The 16,742-nt window shown below is 69.7% G+C and carries 16 protein-coding genes and 1 tRNA gene; 11 read left to right on the top strand and 6 right to left on the bottom strand.

Features of this window, described 5'->3' with window-relative positions:
- Positions 1 to 10 precede the first annotated feature (10 nt).
- Genes QTH86_RS13745 through QTH86_RS13710 form a run of 8 tightly spaced genes read left to right on the top strand, consistent with a single transcriptional unit; the run spans position 11 to position 8,110 of the window.
- A complete protein-coding gene (locus tag QTH86_RS13745) occupies positions 11 to 751 on the top strand; it encodes a TagF domain-containing protein (RefSeq protein ID WP_286649272.1) in 741 nt (246 codons plus the stop codon).
- Complete coding sequence (locus QTH86_RS13740) at positions 748 to 1,896, top strand: TagK domain-containing protein (protein ID WP_286649271.1); 1,149 nt, start codon at positions 748 to 750, stop codon at positions 1,894 to 1,896. The genes QTH86_RS13745 and QTH86_RS13740 overlap by 4 nt, the downstream gene beginning before the upstream one ends.
- Before the next feature lie 8 nt (positions 1,897 to 1,904).
- Positions 1,905 to 2,765 (top strand): type VI secretion system accessory protein TagJ, encoded by an 861-nt coding sequence (locus tag QTH86_RS13735; protein WP_286649270.1) that lies wholly within the window; start codon positions 1,905 to 1,907, stop codon positions 2,763 to 2,765.
- Positions 2,752 to 3,336: a type VI secretion system baseplate subunit TssE gene (gene tssE / locus QTH86_RS13730; RefSeq protein ID WP_444813772.1), complete on the top strand. Its 585-nt coding sequence runs from the start codon at positions 2,752 to 2,754 to the stop codon at positions 3,334 to 3,336. The genes QTH86_RS13735 and tssE overlap by 14 nt, the downstream gene beginning before the upstream one ends.
- An 11-nt stretch (positions 3,337 to 3,347) precedes the next feature.
- Positions 3,348 to 5,228: a type VI secretion system baseplate subunit TssF gene (gene tssF / locus QTH86_RS13725; protein ID WP_286649269.1), complete on the top strand. Its 1,881-nt coding sequence runs from the start codon at positions 3,348 to 3,350 to the stop codon at positions 5,226 to 5,228.
- The gene (gene tssG / locus QTH86_RS13720) at positions 5,228 to 6,370 is read left to right on the top strand and encodes a type VI secretion system baseplate subunit TssG (protein ID WP_286649268.1); all 1,143 of its coding nucleotides are present in this window, start codon (positions 5,228 to 5,230) and stop codon (positions 6,368 to 6,370) included. The genes tssF and tssG overlap by 1 nt, the downstream gene beginning before the upstream one ends.
- 31 nt (positions 6,371 to 6,401) lie before the next feature.
- Entirely contained in the window at positions 6,402 to 7,466 is a 1,065-nt protein-coding gene (locus QTH86_RS13715) for a type VI secretion system protein TssA (protein ID WP_286649267.1), read from the top strand.
- Positions 7,463 to 8,110 (top strand): hypothetical protein, encoded by a 648-nt coding sequence (locus QTH86_RS13710; protein ID WP_286649266.1) that lies wholly within the window; start codon positions 7,463 to 7,465, stop codon positions 8,108 to 8,110. The genes QTH86_RS13715 and QTH86_RS13710 overlap by 4 nt, the downstream gene beginning before the upstream one ends.
- Positions 8,111 to 8,134: 24 nt before the next feature.
- Here the strand turns inward: QTH86_RS13710 and tssJ are convergent, their stop codons facing one another.
- The 3 genes from tssJ to QTH86_RS13695 form a co-directional block, all read right to left on the bottom strand.
- Positions 8,135 to 8,911: a type VI secretion system lipoprotein TssJ gene (gene tssJ, locus QTH86_RS13705; protein WP_286649265.1), complete on the bottom strand. Its 777-nt coding sequence runs from the start codon at positions 8,909 to 8,911 to the stop codon at positions 8,135 to 8,137.
- A 160-nt stretch (positions 8,912 to 9,071) separates the two neighbouring features.
- Positions 9,072 to 9,148: transfer RNA gene (locus QTH86_RS13700), tRNA-Met, on the bottom strand.
- A 36-nt stretch (positions 9,149 to 9,184) separates the two neighbouring features.
- Positions 9,185 to 10,738 (bottom strand): vWA domain-containing protein, encoded by a 1,554-nt coding sequence (locus tag QTH86_RS13695; RefSeq protein WP_286649264.1) that lies wholly within the window; start codon positions 10,736 to 10,738, stop codon positions 9,185 to 9,187.
- Between the two features lie 202 nt (positions 10,739 to 10,940).
- On the opposite strand from QTH86_RS13695, the gene QTH86_RS13690 reads away from it, so the two are divergent.
- Positions 10,941 to 11,567, top strand: a complete 627-nt coding sequence (locus QTH86_RS13690) for a sigma-70 family RNA polymerase sigma factor (protein WP_444813812.1) — start codon at positions 10,941 to 10,943, stop codon at positions 11,565 to 11,567.
- The gene (locus QTH86_RS13685) at positions 11,564 to 12,739 is read left to right on the top strand and encodes a hypothetical protein (RefSeq protein WP_286649262.1); all 1,176 of its coding nucleotides are present in this window, start codon (positions 11,564 to 11,566) and stop codon (positions 12,737 to 12,739) included. The genes QTH86_RS13690 and QTH86_RS13685 overlap by 4 nt, the downstream gene beginning before the upstream one ends.
- A gap of 34 nt (positions 12,740 to 12,773) precedes the next feature.
- On the opposite strand, the gene QTH86_RS13680 is transcribed toward QTH86_RS13685, so the two are convergent.
- Complete coding sequence (locus QTH86_RS13680) at positions 12,774 to 13,553, bottom strand: enoyl-CoA hydratase (RefSeq protein WP_286649261.1); 780 nt, start codon at positions 13,551 to 13,553, stop codon at positions 12,774 to 12,776.
- 126 nt (positions 13,554 to 13,679) lie between these two features.
- Here QTH86_RS13680 and QTH86_RS13675 point away from each other — a divergent pair, with 126 nt between their 5' ends.
- Positions 13,680 to 14,240, top strand: a complete 561-nt coding sequence (locus QTH86_RS13675) for a DUF2325 domain-containing protein (protein WP_286649260.1) — start codon at positions 13,680 to 13,682, stop codon at positions 14,238 to 14,240.
- Between the two features lie 4 nt (positions 14,241 to 14,244).
- Here the strand turns inward: QTH86_RS13675 and QTH86_RS13670 are convergent, their stop codons facing one another.
- The gene (locus QTH86_RS13670) at positions 14,245 to 16,035 is read right to left on the bottom strand and encodes a M61 family metallopeptidase (RefSeq protein WP_286649259.1); all 1,791 of its coding nucleotides are present in this window, start codon (positions 16,033 to 16,035) and stop codon (positions 14,245 to 14,247) included.
- The gene (locus QTH86_RS13665) at positions 16,035 to 16,742 is read right to left on the bottom strand and encodes a DsbC family protein (protein ID WP_286649258.1); all 708 of its coding nucleotides are present in this window, start codon (positions 16,740 to 16,742) and stop codon (positions 16,035 to 16,037) included. The genes QTH86_RS13670 and QTH86_RS13665 overlap by 1 nt, the downstream gene beginning before the upstream one ends.

Here is a 16,742-nt window from a genome sequence, read left to right as displayed (position 1 = left end):
GGAGGGCGCGATGCACCAGGCCCTGATCGCTTCCCGCCTGATCACGCCACCCGCCATCTGGGGCAAGTTGCCCGCGTACGCCGACTTCGTGCGCAGCGGCATGCGGCCAGGCGAGAGCGAGGGCTGGCAGCCCTGGCTGGCCCAGCAGGGCGACCGGTCGGGGGCGTCCGATGCCGCCGTTCTGCCCGCGGCCTTCGTGCTGGCGCCGGGCACCCTGGCCTTCGCGCCGCGCCGCTTCGTGGTGGGCGTGATCGCACCCTCGTGCGACAAGGTGGGGCGGCGCCATGCGCTGCTGGTGTACCAGTCCGCGCACCCACGCTGGGTCGAGCGGCATTTCGAACACGATGCCGCGTGGCCCGGCGACTGGCTGTTCTGGCTGGCGCGTGGCGTCGAACGCCACACCGGTGCGACGCGTGTGGCCGACATGGCGGCCCTCGAGCGAACCGTGCAGGCGCTCTGGCGGCTGCATGCGCCCAACTGGCGCGACGTGTGGCGTCCCCGCCCGCAGGCGCCCGCCCACATCATGCAACGGCACACCCGGGCCAACCAGGTGCTCGCGCAACTGGCCGGCCCTGTGCACCCCGCCGACCCTGCGCTGCGGCTGAATGGCGTGCGCTTTCTGCCCTGGGCCGATTGGCCGCAGCGCCTGTTCAAGCCCCGGCCCGACAGTGCCTTCTGGCAGCAAGATGCCTCGGGCGGTTTCGTCAACGCGGCCAGCCGGCTGTCCGGCTTGTGGGGGAGGCCGACATGAGCGCGAGTGCGATGCCGACGCCGATTCGCCTGCGCTTGGTACGCAGCCACGGGGACGCGGTCGACCTCGCCCTGCCGGTGCCGCCGCAGGGCCGCGGTCTGGCCGATGCGCTGGAACTGGGCGGCGAGCGACTCAACGACACGCAATGGCGTTCGGCGAATCGCTGTCGCATCGTCCCGAACGGCGATGCGTGGCAGCTGGCCAACGAGAGCCCCACGCTGGTCTGCACCCTGAACGGCATTCGGGTCCGGGCTTCGACATCCGTGGCCCTCGCCGCGGGCGACATGCTGGAACTGGCGTTGTTGCGCTTTCTGGTGGAGCCGGCCCTGGATGATGCGATGTCGGCCGCGCCGACGCGCCGTGTGGCAGGGCCGTCGGTCGTGCATCAGGCCGCGCCGAAAACTCCGCCGAGCGCCATCGCCGATGCCGTCGAATTCGACCTGCGAGACCTGGCCTTTCCAGCACAGGAAACCGGCGCGCAGCGCGCATCCGCCGCGAGTGATGATCCCTTCGGCGTGCTGGACATCGACGGCGCCGAGGCCCTGCCGGCCGCCAACCCCTTGGCCGAACTGCTGGGGGAAGACCCGGCGCCCCAACGACGCCGTGACCGGCGCGCGCCGCCACCCAGGGAGGACGGTGCGCCCGCGGACGGCGCACCGCTCCTGGCTGGCCAACCGTCGACCGCCATGCGCGAGGACGCCCTGTTCGCCGGACTGCACGAGGAGTTCGTGCGCGTGGCGCGCGACCCCACGCAGTTGGCGGGTCGTACCGATTGGGAAGGCCTGCTGGCAACGGGCGGTGCGCTCGCGCCGTCGTTCGACGATCTCGTCCGGCAAGGCGAGCCCTACCCGATGGTGCGCGACATCCTCGAGCCGCGCGAGTCCATCGACCAGGTGATCGAGGACTTCGATCCGCTGGGCCGACCGACCCTGCTCGATGTTCGCGACGACGAAGACATCCTGCACCTGTTCGCACCGGAACTCGCGCGCAAGGCCGTCACGGCGATGCCCAGCCTGACGCGCCAGGAGCACCACCACCTGTCGCCCGACAGCCACCTGCAACTCGGGGCCGCGCGACCCGAGGAGCCGGAGGCTTCCCGACCGCTGCGCTTTCCGAGCAACGACACGAACCCACCCCATCCATGAGTCTCCCCATGCCCCCGCCCGTTAACCTCGCCGCGTCTGAATCCTTCCGCAGTTGGTCGCATGCCAGGCCCCTGCTCGAATCGCTCGGCCATGCCGAAGCCGACGTGCGTGCCAGACCGCAGGCCCCCCAGTCCCGCTGGCTGTTGTTCGAACTGCTGTGCGTTCTGGGTCAGTGGGAGCGCGCGCTCAAGCAGTTGCAGACCTGGGCCAGCTTGTCGAAGGACTTCGACAGCACGGCGCACGTGATGCGCGGCCTGATCCGGGCTGAGCGTCAGCGGGAGGCGGTCTTTGCCGGCACCGCGCAACCCGCGACGGTGGCCGCCGCGGCCGACATGCCGGCTCCGGCCTGGATGGCCGGGATGGCCGAGGCGCTGCGGCTCACCGCCACGGCGAATGAGGACGCGATCGAAGCGGCCGACCTTGCGCGCGAAGGGGCCTTGGTCGCGGCGCCCGACAGCGCCGGAAGCTGCAACCTGCAGCAGCGCTTCGCCTGGATCGCCGATTCCGACACCCGGCTTGGCCCGATCTGCGAGGTGATCCTCGTGGGCGCCTACCGATGGGTTGCCTTTGCCGATCTGGCGTCGGTGACCAAGGCCGGCCCCCAGGGCCTGCTGGACTTGGTCTGGGCGCAGGTCGATCTCGAATTGCGCGACGGCTCGATGCTCAAGGGCTACATGCCGATGCGCTACCCGGTGCAGGCCACCGACCGCGACGCCCTGCGCATGGCGCGCGAAACGGTCTGGAGCGAGCACGGCCGCACGGGCGTGCACGCGCGGGGGCAGAAGATGTGGATGACGGACGCGGGCGACATGCCGCTGCTCGATCTCCGCCATTGCGAATTTGAGTCCGCCCGCGATGAAGCAGCTTGACCGGTCGATGCATCCCGGCATCCGGTCGCCTCGCCCGCCGAACACGAGCGCTGCGCGCGCGAATGCCCAGCTGCTGCCGACGCTGTTCGACCGCCTGCGCGATGACCGGCCGACGCAGAAAACCGAACTGCCGGCCGACTACGCGGTCAATGCCGCGCAAGTGCGCGACATCATCCAGCGCGACCTGTCGTTCCTGCTGAACACCACCAACGCCGAAGACCTGATCGACCGGGCGCGGTACCCGGAAGCTGCCGCATCGTCCGTGAACTTCGGGGTGCGGCCGCTGGCGGGCAGCTATCTTTCCGAGCGGCGCTGGGACGACATCGAACGCATCATCCGGCGCGCCATAGCGGACTACGAGCCGCGGCTGATGCCCGAGACCGTGACGGTGCTGCCGCTGATGAAGGAAGGCGCGAGCGACGCGTACAACGTGCTGCTCTTCGAGATCCGCGCCATGATCAATCTCAAGCCCTATCCGCTGGAGCTCACGGTGCAGAGCACGGTCGACCTCGAAACCAACCGCATGAGCGTGACGCGCGCTTCGCACGGGCCGACCCGTGCCGTCCGATAAGCGAGGCCGCCATGGATCCGCATCTGCTCGACTACTACAACCGCGAGCTCGTCTACATGCGCGAGATGGCGGGCGAGTTCGCCGCCTCGCACCCCAAGGTCGCCCGGCGCCTGGGCATGCACGGCATCGAGGTGGACGACCCGTATGTCGAGCGCCTGATCGAGTCCTTCAGTTTTCTGTCGGCGCGCATGCAGATCAAGCTGGACGCGGAGTTCCCGCGCTTCACCCAGCGTCTGCTCGAAGTGCTCTACCCGAACTACCTGAGTCCGACACCATCGATGGCGGTCGCACAGCTCCACCCGAGCGTCAGCGAAGGCGACTTCACCCGCGGCTTCCGTGTGCCGCGGGACACCGCCTTTCACGCGAAGGTGCCGGCGGGGGAGGAGACACCATGCGAGTTCCGCTCGAGCCAGGACGTGACCCTGTGGCCGATCGAGATCGTGGACGCCAAGCTGACCGGTGCCCCCCCCGACATCCCGGCGCTCGAACGCTACGTGCCGCCGCACGTGCAGGTCACGGGCGCCTTGCGCCTTCGGCTGCGCATGCTGGGGGAGGGGCACTTCGACCAGCTCGACGGCCTCGACCGCCTGCCGATCTACCTGCGCGGCAACGAGCAGATCGCGTCGCACCTGTTCGAACTGCTGCATACCTCGGCCATCGCGACCTTCACCGGCGAGCCCGGCCAACTGACGCAGCGGCCGCACGTGGTGACCGAGGGTGCGCTCGTGCACGAGGGACTGGAGCCCGGCCAGGGCCTGCTGCCGCTGGAATGGAACACCTTCCATGGGCACAACCTGCTGCACGAATACTTCGCGTGCCCGGAGCGCTTCTACTTCTTCACGCTGACGCAACTGGCGGCCGGGTTGAAGCGGGTCGCGGGCCGCGAGGCCGAGGTGCTGGTGCTGCTGACCAAGCCGCCTGGCACGCTCGGCGGCCTGGTCGACGCGGGGCAGTTCGCGCTGTTCTGCACCCCGGTGGTGAACCTGTTCGAGCGCCGCACCGATCGCATCGAACTGAACTCGGCGCAGCCTGAATTCCATCTGATTCCCGATCGTTCGCGACCGCTCGATTTCGAGGTGTACGCGGTGCGCGACATCGTCGGCCAGCAGGCGAAGACGACGGCCGCGATGGCGTTCCGCCCGCTCTACCAGACCCTCAACGAGGACGAAGGCAACTACGGCCGCTACTTCTCCGTGCGGCGCGAGCCGCGCCTGGCGTCCGACACCTCGCGCAAGTACGGCACGCGAACGCCCTATGTCGGCACCGAGGTGTTCCTGTCGCTGGTGGACCAGAACGAGGCGCCCTATCCGGAGGGCATCCGCTATCTGTCGGTGAAGGCGCTGCTCACCAACCGCGACCTGCCCTGCCTGGTGCCGCGCGACGGCACGTCGGACCTGGCGGTGGCCGATTCGATTCCCGTCTCGGGAGTGGGCCTGATCCGCGCACCGAGCACGCCCAAGTCGCCTTTCGCCCAGCGCGAAGTCGCATGGCGGCTGATCCGCCAGCTCGGCTTCAATCACCTTCCCTTGGCCGACATGCCGCATCGCGAGGGCGCGCAGGCGCTGCGCGACATGCTTCGCCTGTTCGTCGCGAGCGACAACGACGTGCAGCGCCGCCAGATCGAGAGCCTGGTCGGCTCGCGCATCGAACCGGTGACGCGTCGCCTGCCGGGCGCCGGACCGCTCATCTACGGGCGCGGCGTGCAATGCACGCTGAGCGTCGACGAAGAGGGCTTCTCGGGCACGAGCCCCTACCTGTTCGGCCTGGTGCTGGAGCACTACCTGTCGCGCCATGTGAGCATCAACGTCTTCACCCAGACCGTGCTCGAGTCGATGCAGCGCGGCAGCGTCGCACGCTGGCCGGTGCGCATGGGCGGCCGGGGCATCGTCTGATGCGGCGCGATCCGACCGCCATCGAACTCGGCCTGCAGGACTTGCTGCTGCGGCTGCGCGAGGCGCCCTGGAAATTCGGATTCACGTCGCTGATGCGTCGGCTGGCGGCGGTGCATGCGGCGCAGCCGCGCATCGGCCTGGCCAGCCGCCCGCAACAGGAGCCTTTCCGGCTGGGGCAGACGGCCGCGCTGATCTTCGCGCCGCGGGAGATCGCGGAGGTCGTGCTGCCCGGCGATGCCGATGCGCCGGTCATGCCCGGCGCGCCCGCGCTGCGCGTCGGCAACAACGCGGCGGTGCCGGTGGTGCGCCTGTACGGCCTCGGCCTGCTCGGCCCCAACGGCCCCTTGCCGCTGCACTACACGGAGATGGTGCGCGACCGCACCGAGAACCACAACGACAGCACGCTCGCCGACTTCCTCGACCTCTTCCATCACCGCTACCTCACGCACATGTACCGCGCGTGGTCGCAGAGCCAGGCCGCGGCGGGGCTCGACCGCGCGGATGACGAAACGTTCAGCCGCTACATCGCGCAACTGACGGGGCACGACCCGCTGGAGATCCGTGCGTCGGTGCTGCCGGCCCATGCGCGGATGGCGGCCTCCACGCACCTGAGCCGTGAAGCACGCAACCCCGATGGCCTGGCGCAGACACTGGCGCGCTTCTTTGCGGTGCCCGTTCGGTTGGAGGAGTTCGTCATGCACTGGATCCGCATCGACGACGAAGACCAGACCCATCTGGGCCAGCCGCGCACCTCCAGCGTGATGGGTGTCGGCGCGATCGCGGGGGAGGTCGTGGCCGATCGGCAGAACAAGTTCAGGCTCGTGCTCGGCCCGCTGCAGCTCGACCAGTACCTGCGCTTCACACCGCAGGGCAAGGACCTGCCCTTGCTGGTGGAGTGGGTGCGCGGCTTCGTCGGCTACGAGTTCGTCTGGGAGGTCGAGCTGCGGGTGCGCGCCGACAGCGCGCCCCCCGCTCGCCTGGGCGACACCGAGAAGCTCGGGTGGTCGACCTGGCTGGGCGGATCGAAAGCGGCCGGCTTCGGTGTGACGTCGCGCGCGATGCGCGCCGCGCCATCGGACGGCTATGCCGTCGGCATGGTGTTCGAGCCCGAGCAATACCTTCGCCCAGGCTACGGCGCATGACGCCTCGCCTCTCTTTTCTGGACCCGTCCCCATGACTTCCGTCAATCTGCCCTCCCGATCCGACCCATCGCCGTCTCCCGTGGGGCGCCCCGTCATCGACTGGCTTCAGCCGGTGAGCGCGCTCGCGCCTTGCGGGCCCAGCCTGGAGTACGACCATGAATACGCCGTGCTGCTGTCGCGCATGACGCCCCAGGCCGATGCCCAGTACGGCAACTTCGTCGGCACCCCCGAGGTTCCCAACTGGGCCGAGGTGGAGCGCGATTGCCAACGGCTGCTGCTGCGCACGAAGGACATCAACCTGCTGGTCTGGTGGTGCCGCGCCCGCACCCGCCTGGGCCAAGCGGCCGGGCTGGCACACGTGCTGGGCATGCTGCGCGAGTTGCTGGAGACCTGGCCCGACGCGGTGCACCCGCAGCTGATCATCGACGGCGAAGCCGAACCCGCCGTGCGCGCCAATGCGCTGGCCGGCCTGGCCGACCCCGAGGGCCTGCTCGCCGACGTGTGCGAGATCGCCGTGGCCACGAGCACCGCCCTGCGCCTGACAGTGCGCGACGTGGAGCGCGCCTTCGCTGTGCCGAGGGTGCCGGAGGCCGCCACACCGGAGTCGGTGACGCAGCAACTGGCAGCCTTGCGTGCGGCGGCCCCAGGCCCACTGTCGCCGCTGGCCTGCCTGGAGGTGGCGGCGGGCCATGTGCATGCGATCGATGCCTGGGCTCGCGCGCAACTCGGCGACGAGGCGCCCGCGCTGAGTCCGCTGAGCCGGGTCCTCGACCTGTTCGTGAACCCAGCCGCCAGGCCCGCTGTGGCCGACAACGCCAAGGCGCAGGAAATCATGGAAACCCCGCTGCCGGTGCCGTCGACCGAACACACTGCGCTGAGTCGCCGACAGGCCTTCACGCGCGACGATGTGCGTGAAAGCATCCGAAATGCCCGCGAATGGTTCGAACATCACGAACCCAGCAGTCCGGTGGCCGTGCTGCTGAAGCAGGCCGAGCGCATGGTGGGCAAGCGCTTTTCGCAGGTCGCGAGTTCGATTCCGCTGGACCTGCTCCAGAAGTGGGAAGGCGCCGACGACGGCGACGAGGTGCACGCATGAACGCCGACGGCGCATGGATGGTCGTCGTGGCCTTGGCATGCGGCCTGCTTGGCGCCGGGGTGGGCGGCCTGCTGGTGGCGCGTCAGGTCCGAGAACGCCTGGCGCGCGTGCCCGCGTCCGTCGCCGATGCATCGGCGCACGCCGAGGCGATCGATGCCCTGGCGGCATCGCTCGATGCCCGATTCGCCGCGCAGCAGCGCGTCTGGCAAGAAGCGCTGGACCGCCTTCCCCAGATCCTGCAACGGGCGTTGCAGGTCGAGCTCGACTTCCTGGCGCAGCAGCAGGCGCAGCGCGATGCGGCGCAAAGCCAGCGCGCACAGGAGCGCGACGAGGCATTGCGCCTGCTTATCGCGTCCGTGAAGGGGCGGGCGCCGCAGCCCGAAGCGCGATCGGCTGTCGCGGTTTCCGTGCCTGCGCCGGCGAGCCGTGCCGTTGCCGTGTCACCACCCGACGTCTCGGCACGCCCGCCCGAGCTTCTGCTCACGCCCCTCCCGCGGCCCGAGCCGGTGTACGACGAGCCGGAGCCCGAGCGTGTGCTCAGCGACGAAGAAATCGACGCACTGCCGCCCGAGTTGCCTCCGGTAGACCGGCCCCGAAAACGCCTTCTGTCACCACCGAAGAAGCCGGTCCTGCGCAACCTTTGAACGGCCGGCAAAACCGGCGGGTTCTCAAGGCGCAGAGAAACGCTTCTTCAGGTTGTCGAGCACGCTGGTCGATGCGCCGTCCGGGGCCTTCGGGAGGCCGAGCGTGTTGGACTGGGCTGGTTTCGACGTGGCGTCTGTCGGCTCGGCCAAAGGCTTGTCCAGTTGGCTCGGCGATTCGTTGGCGACCTGCGTGTGCTTGGGACGGACCTCTTTGTCGACGACCGAGATGGCGTTGGCCTGAAGCTCGACTTTCAGCGCAACCTTCGTGCCTGGCACGAGCGCGCGGTACCAGTTGGCATCCGTCGCTGGCGGCAGCTTGTGCACCACACGCCACACGGAATTGGGCAGGTCGCGGTACCCGGCGAAGATCCCGATGGCCGTGGTTTCGGGGTTCGACTTCCGCTTGATGTCGCGGCTCTCGCCGGGGCGGATGATGAACTGGTCGACGCTCAAAAGATCTGCGCCGAGAACGGCTTTGGCCGTGTTCTGGATCCCGAAGTAATCGGCTTCCTGGAACGCGACGTCGGACTTCAGTTCGTAGACCCGAAGCAGCATCGGTGCCCCACGTCCTTTGAGGTCGACGTTGAGATCATCCGCTGCCTGGACGGTGATCTCAAGGCGCGCTGGTTCCTTGGCAGTGGCAGCGTCGTTGCTCGAGAACACGCTGCAGGCGCTCAAGACAATGGGAAGAAGCCCCGCTGTCAGGTAACGGTGGGCTCTGCGAGGCATTTCGCGTTGCCCTGCATTCGCCCTTGGCGCGCCAGAATCGACGCACGGCTTTCCCTCGACGATGTTCGTCATGGTGTTTTTCTCCCTGTTCAACGGGATTACAACACCGGTCTGGGTGCATGTCTTCTGCTGCCACCGAGCCCTCGCGCACTATCGGGACGGAAGAGGAACCTTTGCACGGCTTCCAACGCAAAACGCCCCGCAAGTCATGGACTTGCAGGGCGTTCCTGTCTGGTGGCTCTTCACGGATTCGAACCGCGGACCTGTGGATTATGATTCCATCGCTCTAACCGACTGAGCTAAAGAGCCGAGCCCGAGATTATAGCCCGGTCGGTGGCAGGCCCGTCAACCGCCTTTCGGCAACTGGGCCAACTCCTCGGTCACCAGCCGCACGATGAGCCGGTCCAGCGTCTGCACCGAATAGTTGCTCACGTCGTGCACGGTCTCGCGGCCGGGGCCGCTCGCAGGGCGTTCGGCGTCCTTGTAGGTGAGGAAGACGAAGCGCCCGCCGGTGTACTGGGCCATCTGCCGCTGCACGACCTCGCCCTGCTTGTCGAGCCCGCTCGCCCCCACGCTGAAGATCTTGATGCCCTTGCCCAGCGCGGCGAGCATGTCGTCGTCGTACTGCGGGCCGCCGTAGTCCAGGTGCGGCGGCGCGTCGGCCAGCAGCACGACCATGCGGGTGGCGCCGCTGCCGCGCCAGCTCAGGCGGTGCACGGTGTCGTGCAGCGCCTCGTTCATCGCTTCGGGGTAGTCGCCGCCGCCGTTGGCCTGCAGCGCGTTCAGCACGCCCTGGAAGGCGCCGAGGTCGTTGGTGAAGTCGTGGCTGCGCAGCAGAAACTCGTCGCCCTTGTCGCGGTACGCCACCAAGCCGAAGCAGGTGTCGGGGCGGCTGGGCAGTTGCGCGACCTCGTTGGCGATGCTGCGCAACGTGGTCTTCAGGCGGCCGATCTCGTCGGCCATGGAGCCGGTGGCGTCGATGAGAAAGACAAGGTCGAGCCGCGCCCGCGTCGGGGCGGCGCTGTCGGCCAGCACCACGTCGACCGCGCTCTTCTGGCCGCGGCGCAGGAAGGTGCTGGCCTCGCGGCCGTCCTTGCGCACTGCCACTTCGTAGATCGCGCTGCGCGTGGTGTCGACGGCGTCGGGGTGCAGCCAGGCGCGACCGCCGGCGTCGGTGCGGGCCCACAGGGTGGCGCCGCTGGGGGCGGTCACGGCGACTTCGGCGTCGGGCACGACGGTGCCACGCGCATTGCGCACCTGCAGCAGGTAGCGCTCGCGCACGTCGCGGGCCCGGTGGGCGACCTGTGTGCGCTCGCGAAAGCGCAGGTATTCGCCGAAGTCGGCGTTGTCGTCGACCATGCCGGCGGTCACGGGCAGCGCCTGGGCGGGCGCGGGGCGCTGGCGCGGCGGCAGGGGCAGGATCGACGCGGGCTCGGCGTCGCGCGCGATGGGCGATGCGGCCACGGCGGCGGGCGGCGGTGCCGGCATGGCGTCGGCACGTTCGAGCGCCACGCCGGCGTCGGCACGCTTGCTGTGTGTCTCGCGCAGCCGTTCCGTACGGCTGTCGGCCAGATGGCCGCGCATCGGGTTCGACGTGGGCTGCTGCGGGTCGAAGCCGGGCACCTCACGCGTCTGGATGGGGCGCGCGCAGTGCGTGGCCGACGGCGCCTGGAAGTTCGGCATGGTGCGTGTCACCGCGTTCGTCGGCCAGGGCGATGCCGTGCGCGTGGGCTCGGGCGGCTGTGGCATCGGCTCGGGCCACACCGCGCCGGTGGGCGACACGCCCGTGGCGTGGCAGGCGCTGAGCAGCAGCTGCGCGCACAGGACGGCGATCAGTGCACGCGGGCGGCGCACGGTGCGCGCGGCCGGAGAAGAGGCGGGGGCAGGGGCTTGGGTCATCGACGACTCCGTGGTGAGGGATGCAGGCTGATACGGCGGGCATCGGGTCGCGGGGTTCGTCGATGAAAAAGAAAACCGAGGGACGCTAACCCCGATCCCGATCGGCCGCCGTACAAGCTGAGGTGAGAATCTGCCCATGCTTTCCCCCGTGCCTGTCGACGCCGTCGAGCCTGCCGAAGTCCCTGACGTCATGCCCGATGCCATGCCCGACGACCAACTGATGCTGGCCTATGCCGGCGGCGACACCGGCGCCTTCGACGTGCTCTATGCGCGCCATGAAGGCGCGCTGTTCCGCTTCGTGCGGCGCCTGCTGGGCATTCGCCTGGCGGCCGAGGTCGACGAGGTGTTCCAGGAAACCTGGGTGCGCATCATCACGGCGCGCGATTCGTTCTCGCCCCAGGGCGCGGCCTGGCGCACCTGGGCCTTCACCATCGCGCACAACCTGGCCATGGACCGGCTGCGCGCGAGCGGCCGGCAGATGGTCGTGCACGTGCACGACGATGACGACGAGGGGCTCGAGGCCGTCCAGCGCGTCAGCGGCCGACTGCTCAACGGCCAGGGCCAGCCGGTCGATGCGGCGCACCCCTCGGCCGAAGACGCGGCCTTCTGGCGCTCGGCCGGCAAGCGCCTGCTGGCCTGCCTGAACGAGCTGCCCGACGACCAACGCGCCGCCTTCCTGCTGCACCACGAAGACGGCTTCACCGTCGAGGCGATGGCCGCGGCGCTCGACGTCGGCTTCGAAACCGTCCGGAGCCGCCTGCGCTACGGGCTCAAGAAATTGCGCGGCTGCATGGAGCGCTATTTGTCGGTGCTGGGGGAGGGCGCATGAGCGATCCGAAGATGCCCGACGACAACTGGGACGAGGAGTGGGACGATGACTTGGGCGGCGACGACGACGGCGCGCTGCACGATCCGCTGCTGCAGCAGGTGCTCGACCACGCGCCCGACCAAGCAGCGACGCCCGACGTGGCGCTGCGCCAGTCCATCCGCGTGCTGGCCCACGAGGCGGTGGCGCCGTCGCTGCCCGCCGGCCCGGTCGGTGCGGAGCGGCCGTGGTGGCAGCGCCTGCTCGGCATCGGCGGCGGCGCGGGCTCGCGCATGCCGTGGAACGCCGCCTTCGCGACCGTGCTGGTCGGCGTGCTGGTCACGGTGATGTGGCAGCGCGAGCCGGTGCCCGGTGCCGCGCCGGATGCGCCGATGCAGGAGCGCCCGGCCGCACCCGTGCCGGCAGCGCCGCCAGCACCCGTGACGCCCGCGCCCAAACCCGCCGAAGCACCACCGCCGCCACCAGCGCCCAGCGTGCTCGACACCGCGCTGGCCGAATCGCGCGCCGTCACCGAGTCGGCCAAGCGCGCGCTCGACGAGCGCGACCGCGAACGCGAGCGCCAGGCGCGCCAGGCCGCGGCCGACCGCGAGGCGACGCTCGCGGCCGACAAGGCGGTCGAGCGTGCCCAGCAGGCGCTGGCCCGTGAAGAGGCGGCCAGGATGAAGGCGGAGCCGCCGTTGCCGCCGCCCGTGCAGTGGCCGCCGGTCATGGCGCCTGAGCCGGTGGCACCGGCTGCACCCGCCGTCAGCGCGGCCCCACCCAGTGCGGCGCTGCGTGCGGCCCCGCCGGCGCCATCGCGCGCAGCCGGCATGGCCGCACCTGCCCCGGCCCCGGCACCCAGCCAGGCACCCGAGCCGACCTTCAACGCGCTCGCGCAATGGACCCAGCTGCGCATCAGCCGCAACGGTACCGACAGCCGCGTGCTGCCGCGCGCCGAAGCGCGCGAGCTGGGCGGTCTTGTGGGCTCGGCGGCGCTGGCGGGCGTGGGCTCCCAGCCGCTCGCGGGCGCGGTCGACTGGCGCATCGCGCTCGAGCGCGACGGCGAGGTGCTGGGGGTGCTCGAGCTGGCCGGCGGCCAGGTGCGCTGGCGCGAGAAGGGCGTGCCGCCCGGCACCGGGCAGCCCGGCGCGGGCGCGTTGTCGTCGCTGCGCCAGGCGCTCGAAGAAGCGCGCTGACCGGGGCCGGCCGGCCCAGGTCGGCGGCGGCGCGTCAGCTGTGCGTGAATTCAGCCTTGCGCTTGGCGGTGAAGGCGTCCATGCCTTCCTTCTGGTCGTTGGTGGCGAACAGCGCGTGGAACAGGCGGCGTTCGAACATCACGCCATCGGAGAGGCCGCTCTCGAAGGCGCGGTTGACCGATTCCTTCGCTGCCATCACCGCGACCTGCGAGAAATCCGCGATGACCAGCGCGGCGCCGAGGGCCTCGTCGGCCAGCTTCTCGAAGGGCACCACGCGGCTGACGAGGCCGGCGCGCTCGGCTTCGGTCGCGTCCATCATGCGGCCGGTGAGCGCCATGTCCATCGCCTTGCTCTTGCCCACCGCGCGCGGCAGGCGCTGCGTGCCGCCGGCGCCCGGGATCACGCCCAGCTTGATCTCGGGCTGGCCGAACTTGGCGTTGTCGGCCGCGATGATGAAGTCGCACATCATCGCCAGCTCGCAGCCGCCGCCCAGCGCGAAGCCGCTCACCGCGGCGATCACCGGCTTGCGGATGCTGCGGACGGTTTCCCAGTTGCGGGTGATGTAGTCGCCCTTGTAGACGTCGACGAAGCTGTACTTGGCCATGGCGCCGATGTCGGCGCCAGCGGCAAAGGCGCGCTCGCTGCCGGTGACGATCATGCAGCCGATGGCGGGGTCGGCGTCGAAGGCCTTGAGCGCTTCGCCCAGTTCGGTCATCAGCGCGTCGTTCAGCGCGTTCAGCGCCTTCGGGCGGTTGAGGGTGACGATGCCGACCTTGCCGGCCTCGGTGCGCACTTCGATGTTCTCGTAGCTCATGGTGTCTCCGTGAGGGGTGGATGGATGCGGGGATGCGGGCCACTATACCCAGCACGGCAGCAGGTGGATGGCCTGGTTGTTGAGAATAATTCGCATCTAGAATGGCCGCTCGATATGGAGTCGCCCATGGAAGAAACCACCGTCCTGCTGCGCGCCTATGCCCGGGCGCAGGAGCGCTGCTCACGCCTGCTGGCCGATCAGGCGGCGCAGATCGTGCGCCTGCGCGCGGCGCTGATCGTGCGCGATTCGGCGCTGGCGCTGGTGCGCGACGAACTGGCGGCGCGCGCATCCACCGGCGCGGCCCTGCCGCAGCGGGTGCATGCGCTGCTCGCGCCAGCGCGCCGTCGCTCGCGGGGCGCCGGGCCGACGGCCGATCTGCGCGAGAAGGCCGTGCTGTGCGTGGGACGGGCCGAGGAGGCGTCGGCGGTGGCGCGGCAACTGGTCGAGATCGCCGGCGGCCGCTACCTGCACCACGACGGCCAGGACGACGCCGATGCCGCCGCCCTCGAATCCAGCCTGCGCGCCGCCGACCTGGTGATCTGCCAGACCGGCTGCATGAGCCACGGCGCCTACTGGCGCGTGCAGGACCACTGCCGTCGCACCGGCAAGCCCTGCGTGATGGTCGGCGATGAAGCGGCGGCGCAGCCGATCCGCATCGTGCGGCGCGGCGAAGCGATCGAAAGTTAGGCGTTCAGGCCAGCCAGGCCGAGAGTTTGGCCGCGTCCTGCGCGAACAGGCGCCAGGTGGTGACGCCCGTCGGCAAGGCAAGCGGTAGGCGCAGCAGCCGCTTGTCGCGCGCGATCAACGCGGTGATCTTCTTGTGCTCGCCCAGGTACAGCGCCAGGTCGTCGAGTTTCGACAGGCGCCAGCCCTGCACCGGTCGGCCCTTGGTGGCGGGCAGCTCGATGCCGATCCATTCGTCGTTGGCCGAGAACCCGGCCTTCTCGGCCGCACCGCCGCGCAACACCATCTTCACCTGCACGCTGCCGTTGGCTTCGGCCACGCGCAGGCCGAGTTCCTGCGCGCGCTGCGCCGGGTCGTCCAGCGCGGCGACGCCGTGGGCGCGCAGCAGGTCCGACAGCGGCAACTCCTCGGCGGCGTGCACCCAGTGCGCGAGTTCGGTGGCATACGACCGGCCGCCCACCGTCTCGAGCGCGGCGGCGATGTCGTCTTCGTCGATCGGCCCGCCATCGCTTTGCGTCCACAGCAGGCGCATCACGTCGTCGAGCGAGCCCTTGCCCTCGCGGCGCAGCGTGAGGTCCAGGCACATCGCGACCAGCGCACCCTTGGTGTAGTAGCTGATGGTCTGGTTGGGCGTCTGCTCGTCCTGCCGGTAGTACTTGACCCAGGCGTCGAAGCTCGCCTCGGCCACCGACTGCACCAGCCGGCCCGGTGCCTGCTGCACCTGGTTGATGGTCTTGTTGACCAGCCGAAGATAGGTGGCGTCGTCGATGCGGCCGGCGCGGCGCAGCAGCAGGTCGTCGTAGTAGCTGGTGAAGCCCTCGAAGAACCACAGCAGGCGCGTGTAGTTTTCCTGCGCGTAGTCGTAGCGCGCGAACTCCGCGGGCCGCAGCCGCTTCACGTTCCAGGTGTGGAAGTACTCGTGGCTGATCAGGCCCATCAGCGTGGTGTAGCCCTCGGGCTGCTTCTTGGCGTGGCGCTGTGGCAGGTCGTGGCGGGTGCAGATCAGCGCGGTCGAATGGCGGTGCTCGAGCCCGCCATAGCCGTCGTCGACCGCGTTGAGCATGAAGACATAGCGGTCGTGCGGCGGCTTGCCGCCACCACGCTTGCCCACCTTGTCGCCATGCCAGAAGCGCATCTGCGTCTCGCAGATCGCCTGCGTGTCGGCGATCAGCCGCTCACCGTCGAAGGAGGGCGGCGCACCCGCCACCACGAAGCGATGCGGCACGCCGCCGGCCTCGAAGTCGGCGCTCCAGAAGGCGCCCATCTCGACCGGACTGTCGGCCAGTTCGTCGTAGCCCGAGGCGAGGTAATGGCCGAAGCCGTGCGCATCGACCTTCACCGGCGGCAGCGCGGTCGCGCAGTGCCAGCGCGCTTCGCCGGCCACCGGCTTGGGCGCGACGATCTCCATCGCGTGCGGTGCGTCGGCATGGCCGTCGACCTGCAGGCACAGGCTGGTGCCGTTGAAGAAGCCGCGGTCGGCGTCGAGCCAGGCGGTGCGCACCGAATGGTCGTACGCGCAGACCTCGTAGCGCAGCACCAGCGGCTTGTCGGGTGCGCAGCCCGTCTGCCAGCTGTGCTTGTCGAGCTGCGTCACCGGCACCCTGCGCCGGCCCTGCGTGGCCTGCAGGTTCTGCAGGTTCTTCGCGAACTCGCGCACCAGGTAGCTGCCGGGAATCCACACCGGCAGCGCCACGCGCTGCAGGGCCGAGGGGGATTCGATGGTCAGCGTGACGGCGAAGAGGTGGGCATGCCGGTCCGCGCATTCGACGCGGTAGTGGATCGCTGCGGTGCCCGTCATCAGTTGGCGGCAGTCAGTTGCTTTTCGATCTGCGCGGCGGGGATCGCGCCGGGGGTGCGGGTGCCGTCGGTGAAGATCAGCGTCGGCGTGCCCGTGATGTTGTACTTGCGGCCGAACTCGACGTTGCGCTGCAGCGCCGCGGCGTCGCAGTTGCCGGTTTCGGGCTTGACGCTGGCGGTCATCCAGTCGGTCCAGGTCTTGGCCTTGTCCTTGCTGCACCAGATGTCGCGCGACTTGGACGTAGAGTCGGGGCCGAGCACCGGGTAGAGGAAGAGGTAGACCGTCACGTTGTCGATGGTCTTGAGCTCGCGCTCGAACTGCTTGCAGTAGCCGCAGTTCGGGTCTTCGAACACCGCCAGCCTGCGCTTGCCGTTGCCGCGCACGATCTTGAAGGCGTCCTTCATGGGCAGCTTGTCGAAGTCGACCGCGCTGAGCTTCTCGACCCGCTCCTCGGTGAGGTTCTTGCGCGCCTGCACGTCGATCAGGTTGCCCTGGATCAGGTAGTTGCCCTGCTCGTCGGTGTAGAAGATGTCGAACCCGTGGCGCACTTCCCAGAGCCCCGGCATCGGCGCCTTGCGCACCTCGTCGACGTTGGCCAGCATCGGGACGCGGGCCGCCAGGTTCTTGCGGATCTCGGCTTCGCCGGCGGTGGCCGCCAGCGTGCTGCCCAGGGCCAGTGCGGCGAGAAGGAGGCGAAGTGTTTTCAT

Origin of the sequence: Variovorax sp. J2L1-78, assembly GCF_030317205.1 — a bacterium.
Classification (GTDB): Bacteria; Pseudomonadota; Gammaproteobacteria; order Burkholderiales; family Burkholderiaceae_C; genus Variovorax; species Variovorax arabinosiphilus.
This window is presented reverse-complemented; position numbering and strand designations above follow the sequence as displayed.

What these genes read in the sequence shown, in the direction of transcription:
- QTH86_RS13710 (WP_286649266.1), top strand. Translation starts at nt 7,463, where the DNA reads ATGAACGCCGACGGCGCATGGATGGTCGTCGTGGCCTTGGCATGCGGC.
- QTH86_RS13675 (WP_286649260.1), top strand. Translation starts at nt 13,680, where the DNA reads ATGGAAGAAACCACCGTCCTGCTGCGCGCCTATGCCCGGGCGCAGGAG.
- QTH86_RS13670 (WP_286649259.1), bottom strand. Translation starts at nt 16,035, where the DNA reads ATGACGGGCACCGCAGCGATCCACTACCGCGTCGAATGCGCGGACCGG.
- QTH86_RS13695 (WP_286649264.1), bottom strand. Translation starts at nt 10,738, where the DNA reads ATGACCCAAGCCCCTGCCCCCGCCTCTTCTCCGGCCGCGCGCACCGTG.
- QTH86_RS13740 (WP_286649271.1), top strand. Translation starts at nt 748, where the DNA reads ATGAGCGCGAGTGCGATGCCGACGCCGATTCGCCTGCGCTTGGTACGC.
- QTH86_RS13745 (WP_286649272.1), top strand. Translation starts at nt 11, where the DNA reads ATGCACCAGGCCCTGATCGCTTCCCGCCTGATCACGCCACCCGCCATC.
- tssF (WP_286649269.1), top strand. Translation starts at nt 3,348, where the DNA reads ATGGATCCGCATCTGCTCGACTACTACAACCGCGAGCTCGTCTACATG.
- QTH86_RS13685 (WP_286649262.1), top strand. Translation starts at nt 11,564, where the DNA reads ATGAGCGATCCGAAGATGCCCGACGACAACTGGGACGAGGAGTGGGAC.
- QTH86_RS13680 (WP_286649261.1), bottom strand. Translation starts at nt 13,553, where the DNA reads ATGAGCTACGAGAACATCGAAGTGCGCACCGAGGCCGGCAAGGTCGGC.
- tssJ (WP_286649265.1), bottom strand. Translation starts at nt 8,911, where the DNA reads ATGACGAACATCGTCGAGGGAAAGCCGTGCGTCGATTCTGGCGCGCCA.
- QTH86_RS13715 (WP_286649267.1), top strand. Translation starts at nt 6,402, where the DNA reads ATGACTTCCGTCAATCTGCCCTCCCGATCCGACCCATCGCCGTCTCCC.
- QTH86_RS13735 (WP_286649270.1), top strand. Translation starts at nt 1,905, where the DNA reads ATGCCCCCGCCCGTTAACCTCGCCGCGTCTGAATCCTTCCGCAGTTGG.
- QTH86_RS13665 (WP_286649258.1), bottom strand. Translation starts at nt 16,742, where the DNA reads ATGAAAACACTTCGCCTCCTTCTCGCCGCACTGGCCCTGGGCAGCACG.
- tssG (WP_286649268.1), top strand. Translation starts at nt 5,228, where the DNA reads ATGCGGCGCGATCCGACCGCCATCGAACTCGGCCTGCAGGACTTGCTG.
- QTH86_RS13690 (WP_444813812.1), top strand. Translation starts at nt 10,941, where the DNA reads ATGCCCGACGACCAACTGATGCTGGCCTATGCCGGCGGCGACACCGGC.
- tssE (WP_444813772.1), top strand. Translation starts at nt 2,752, where the DNA reads ATGAAGCAGCTTGACCGGTCGATGCATCCCGGCATCCGGTCGCCTCGC.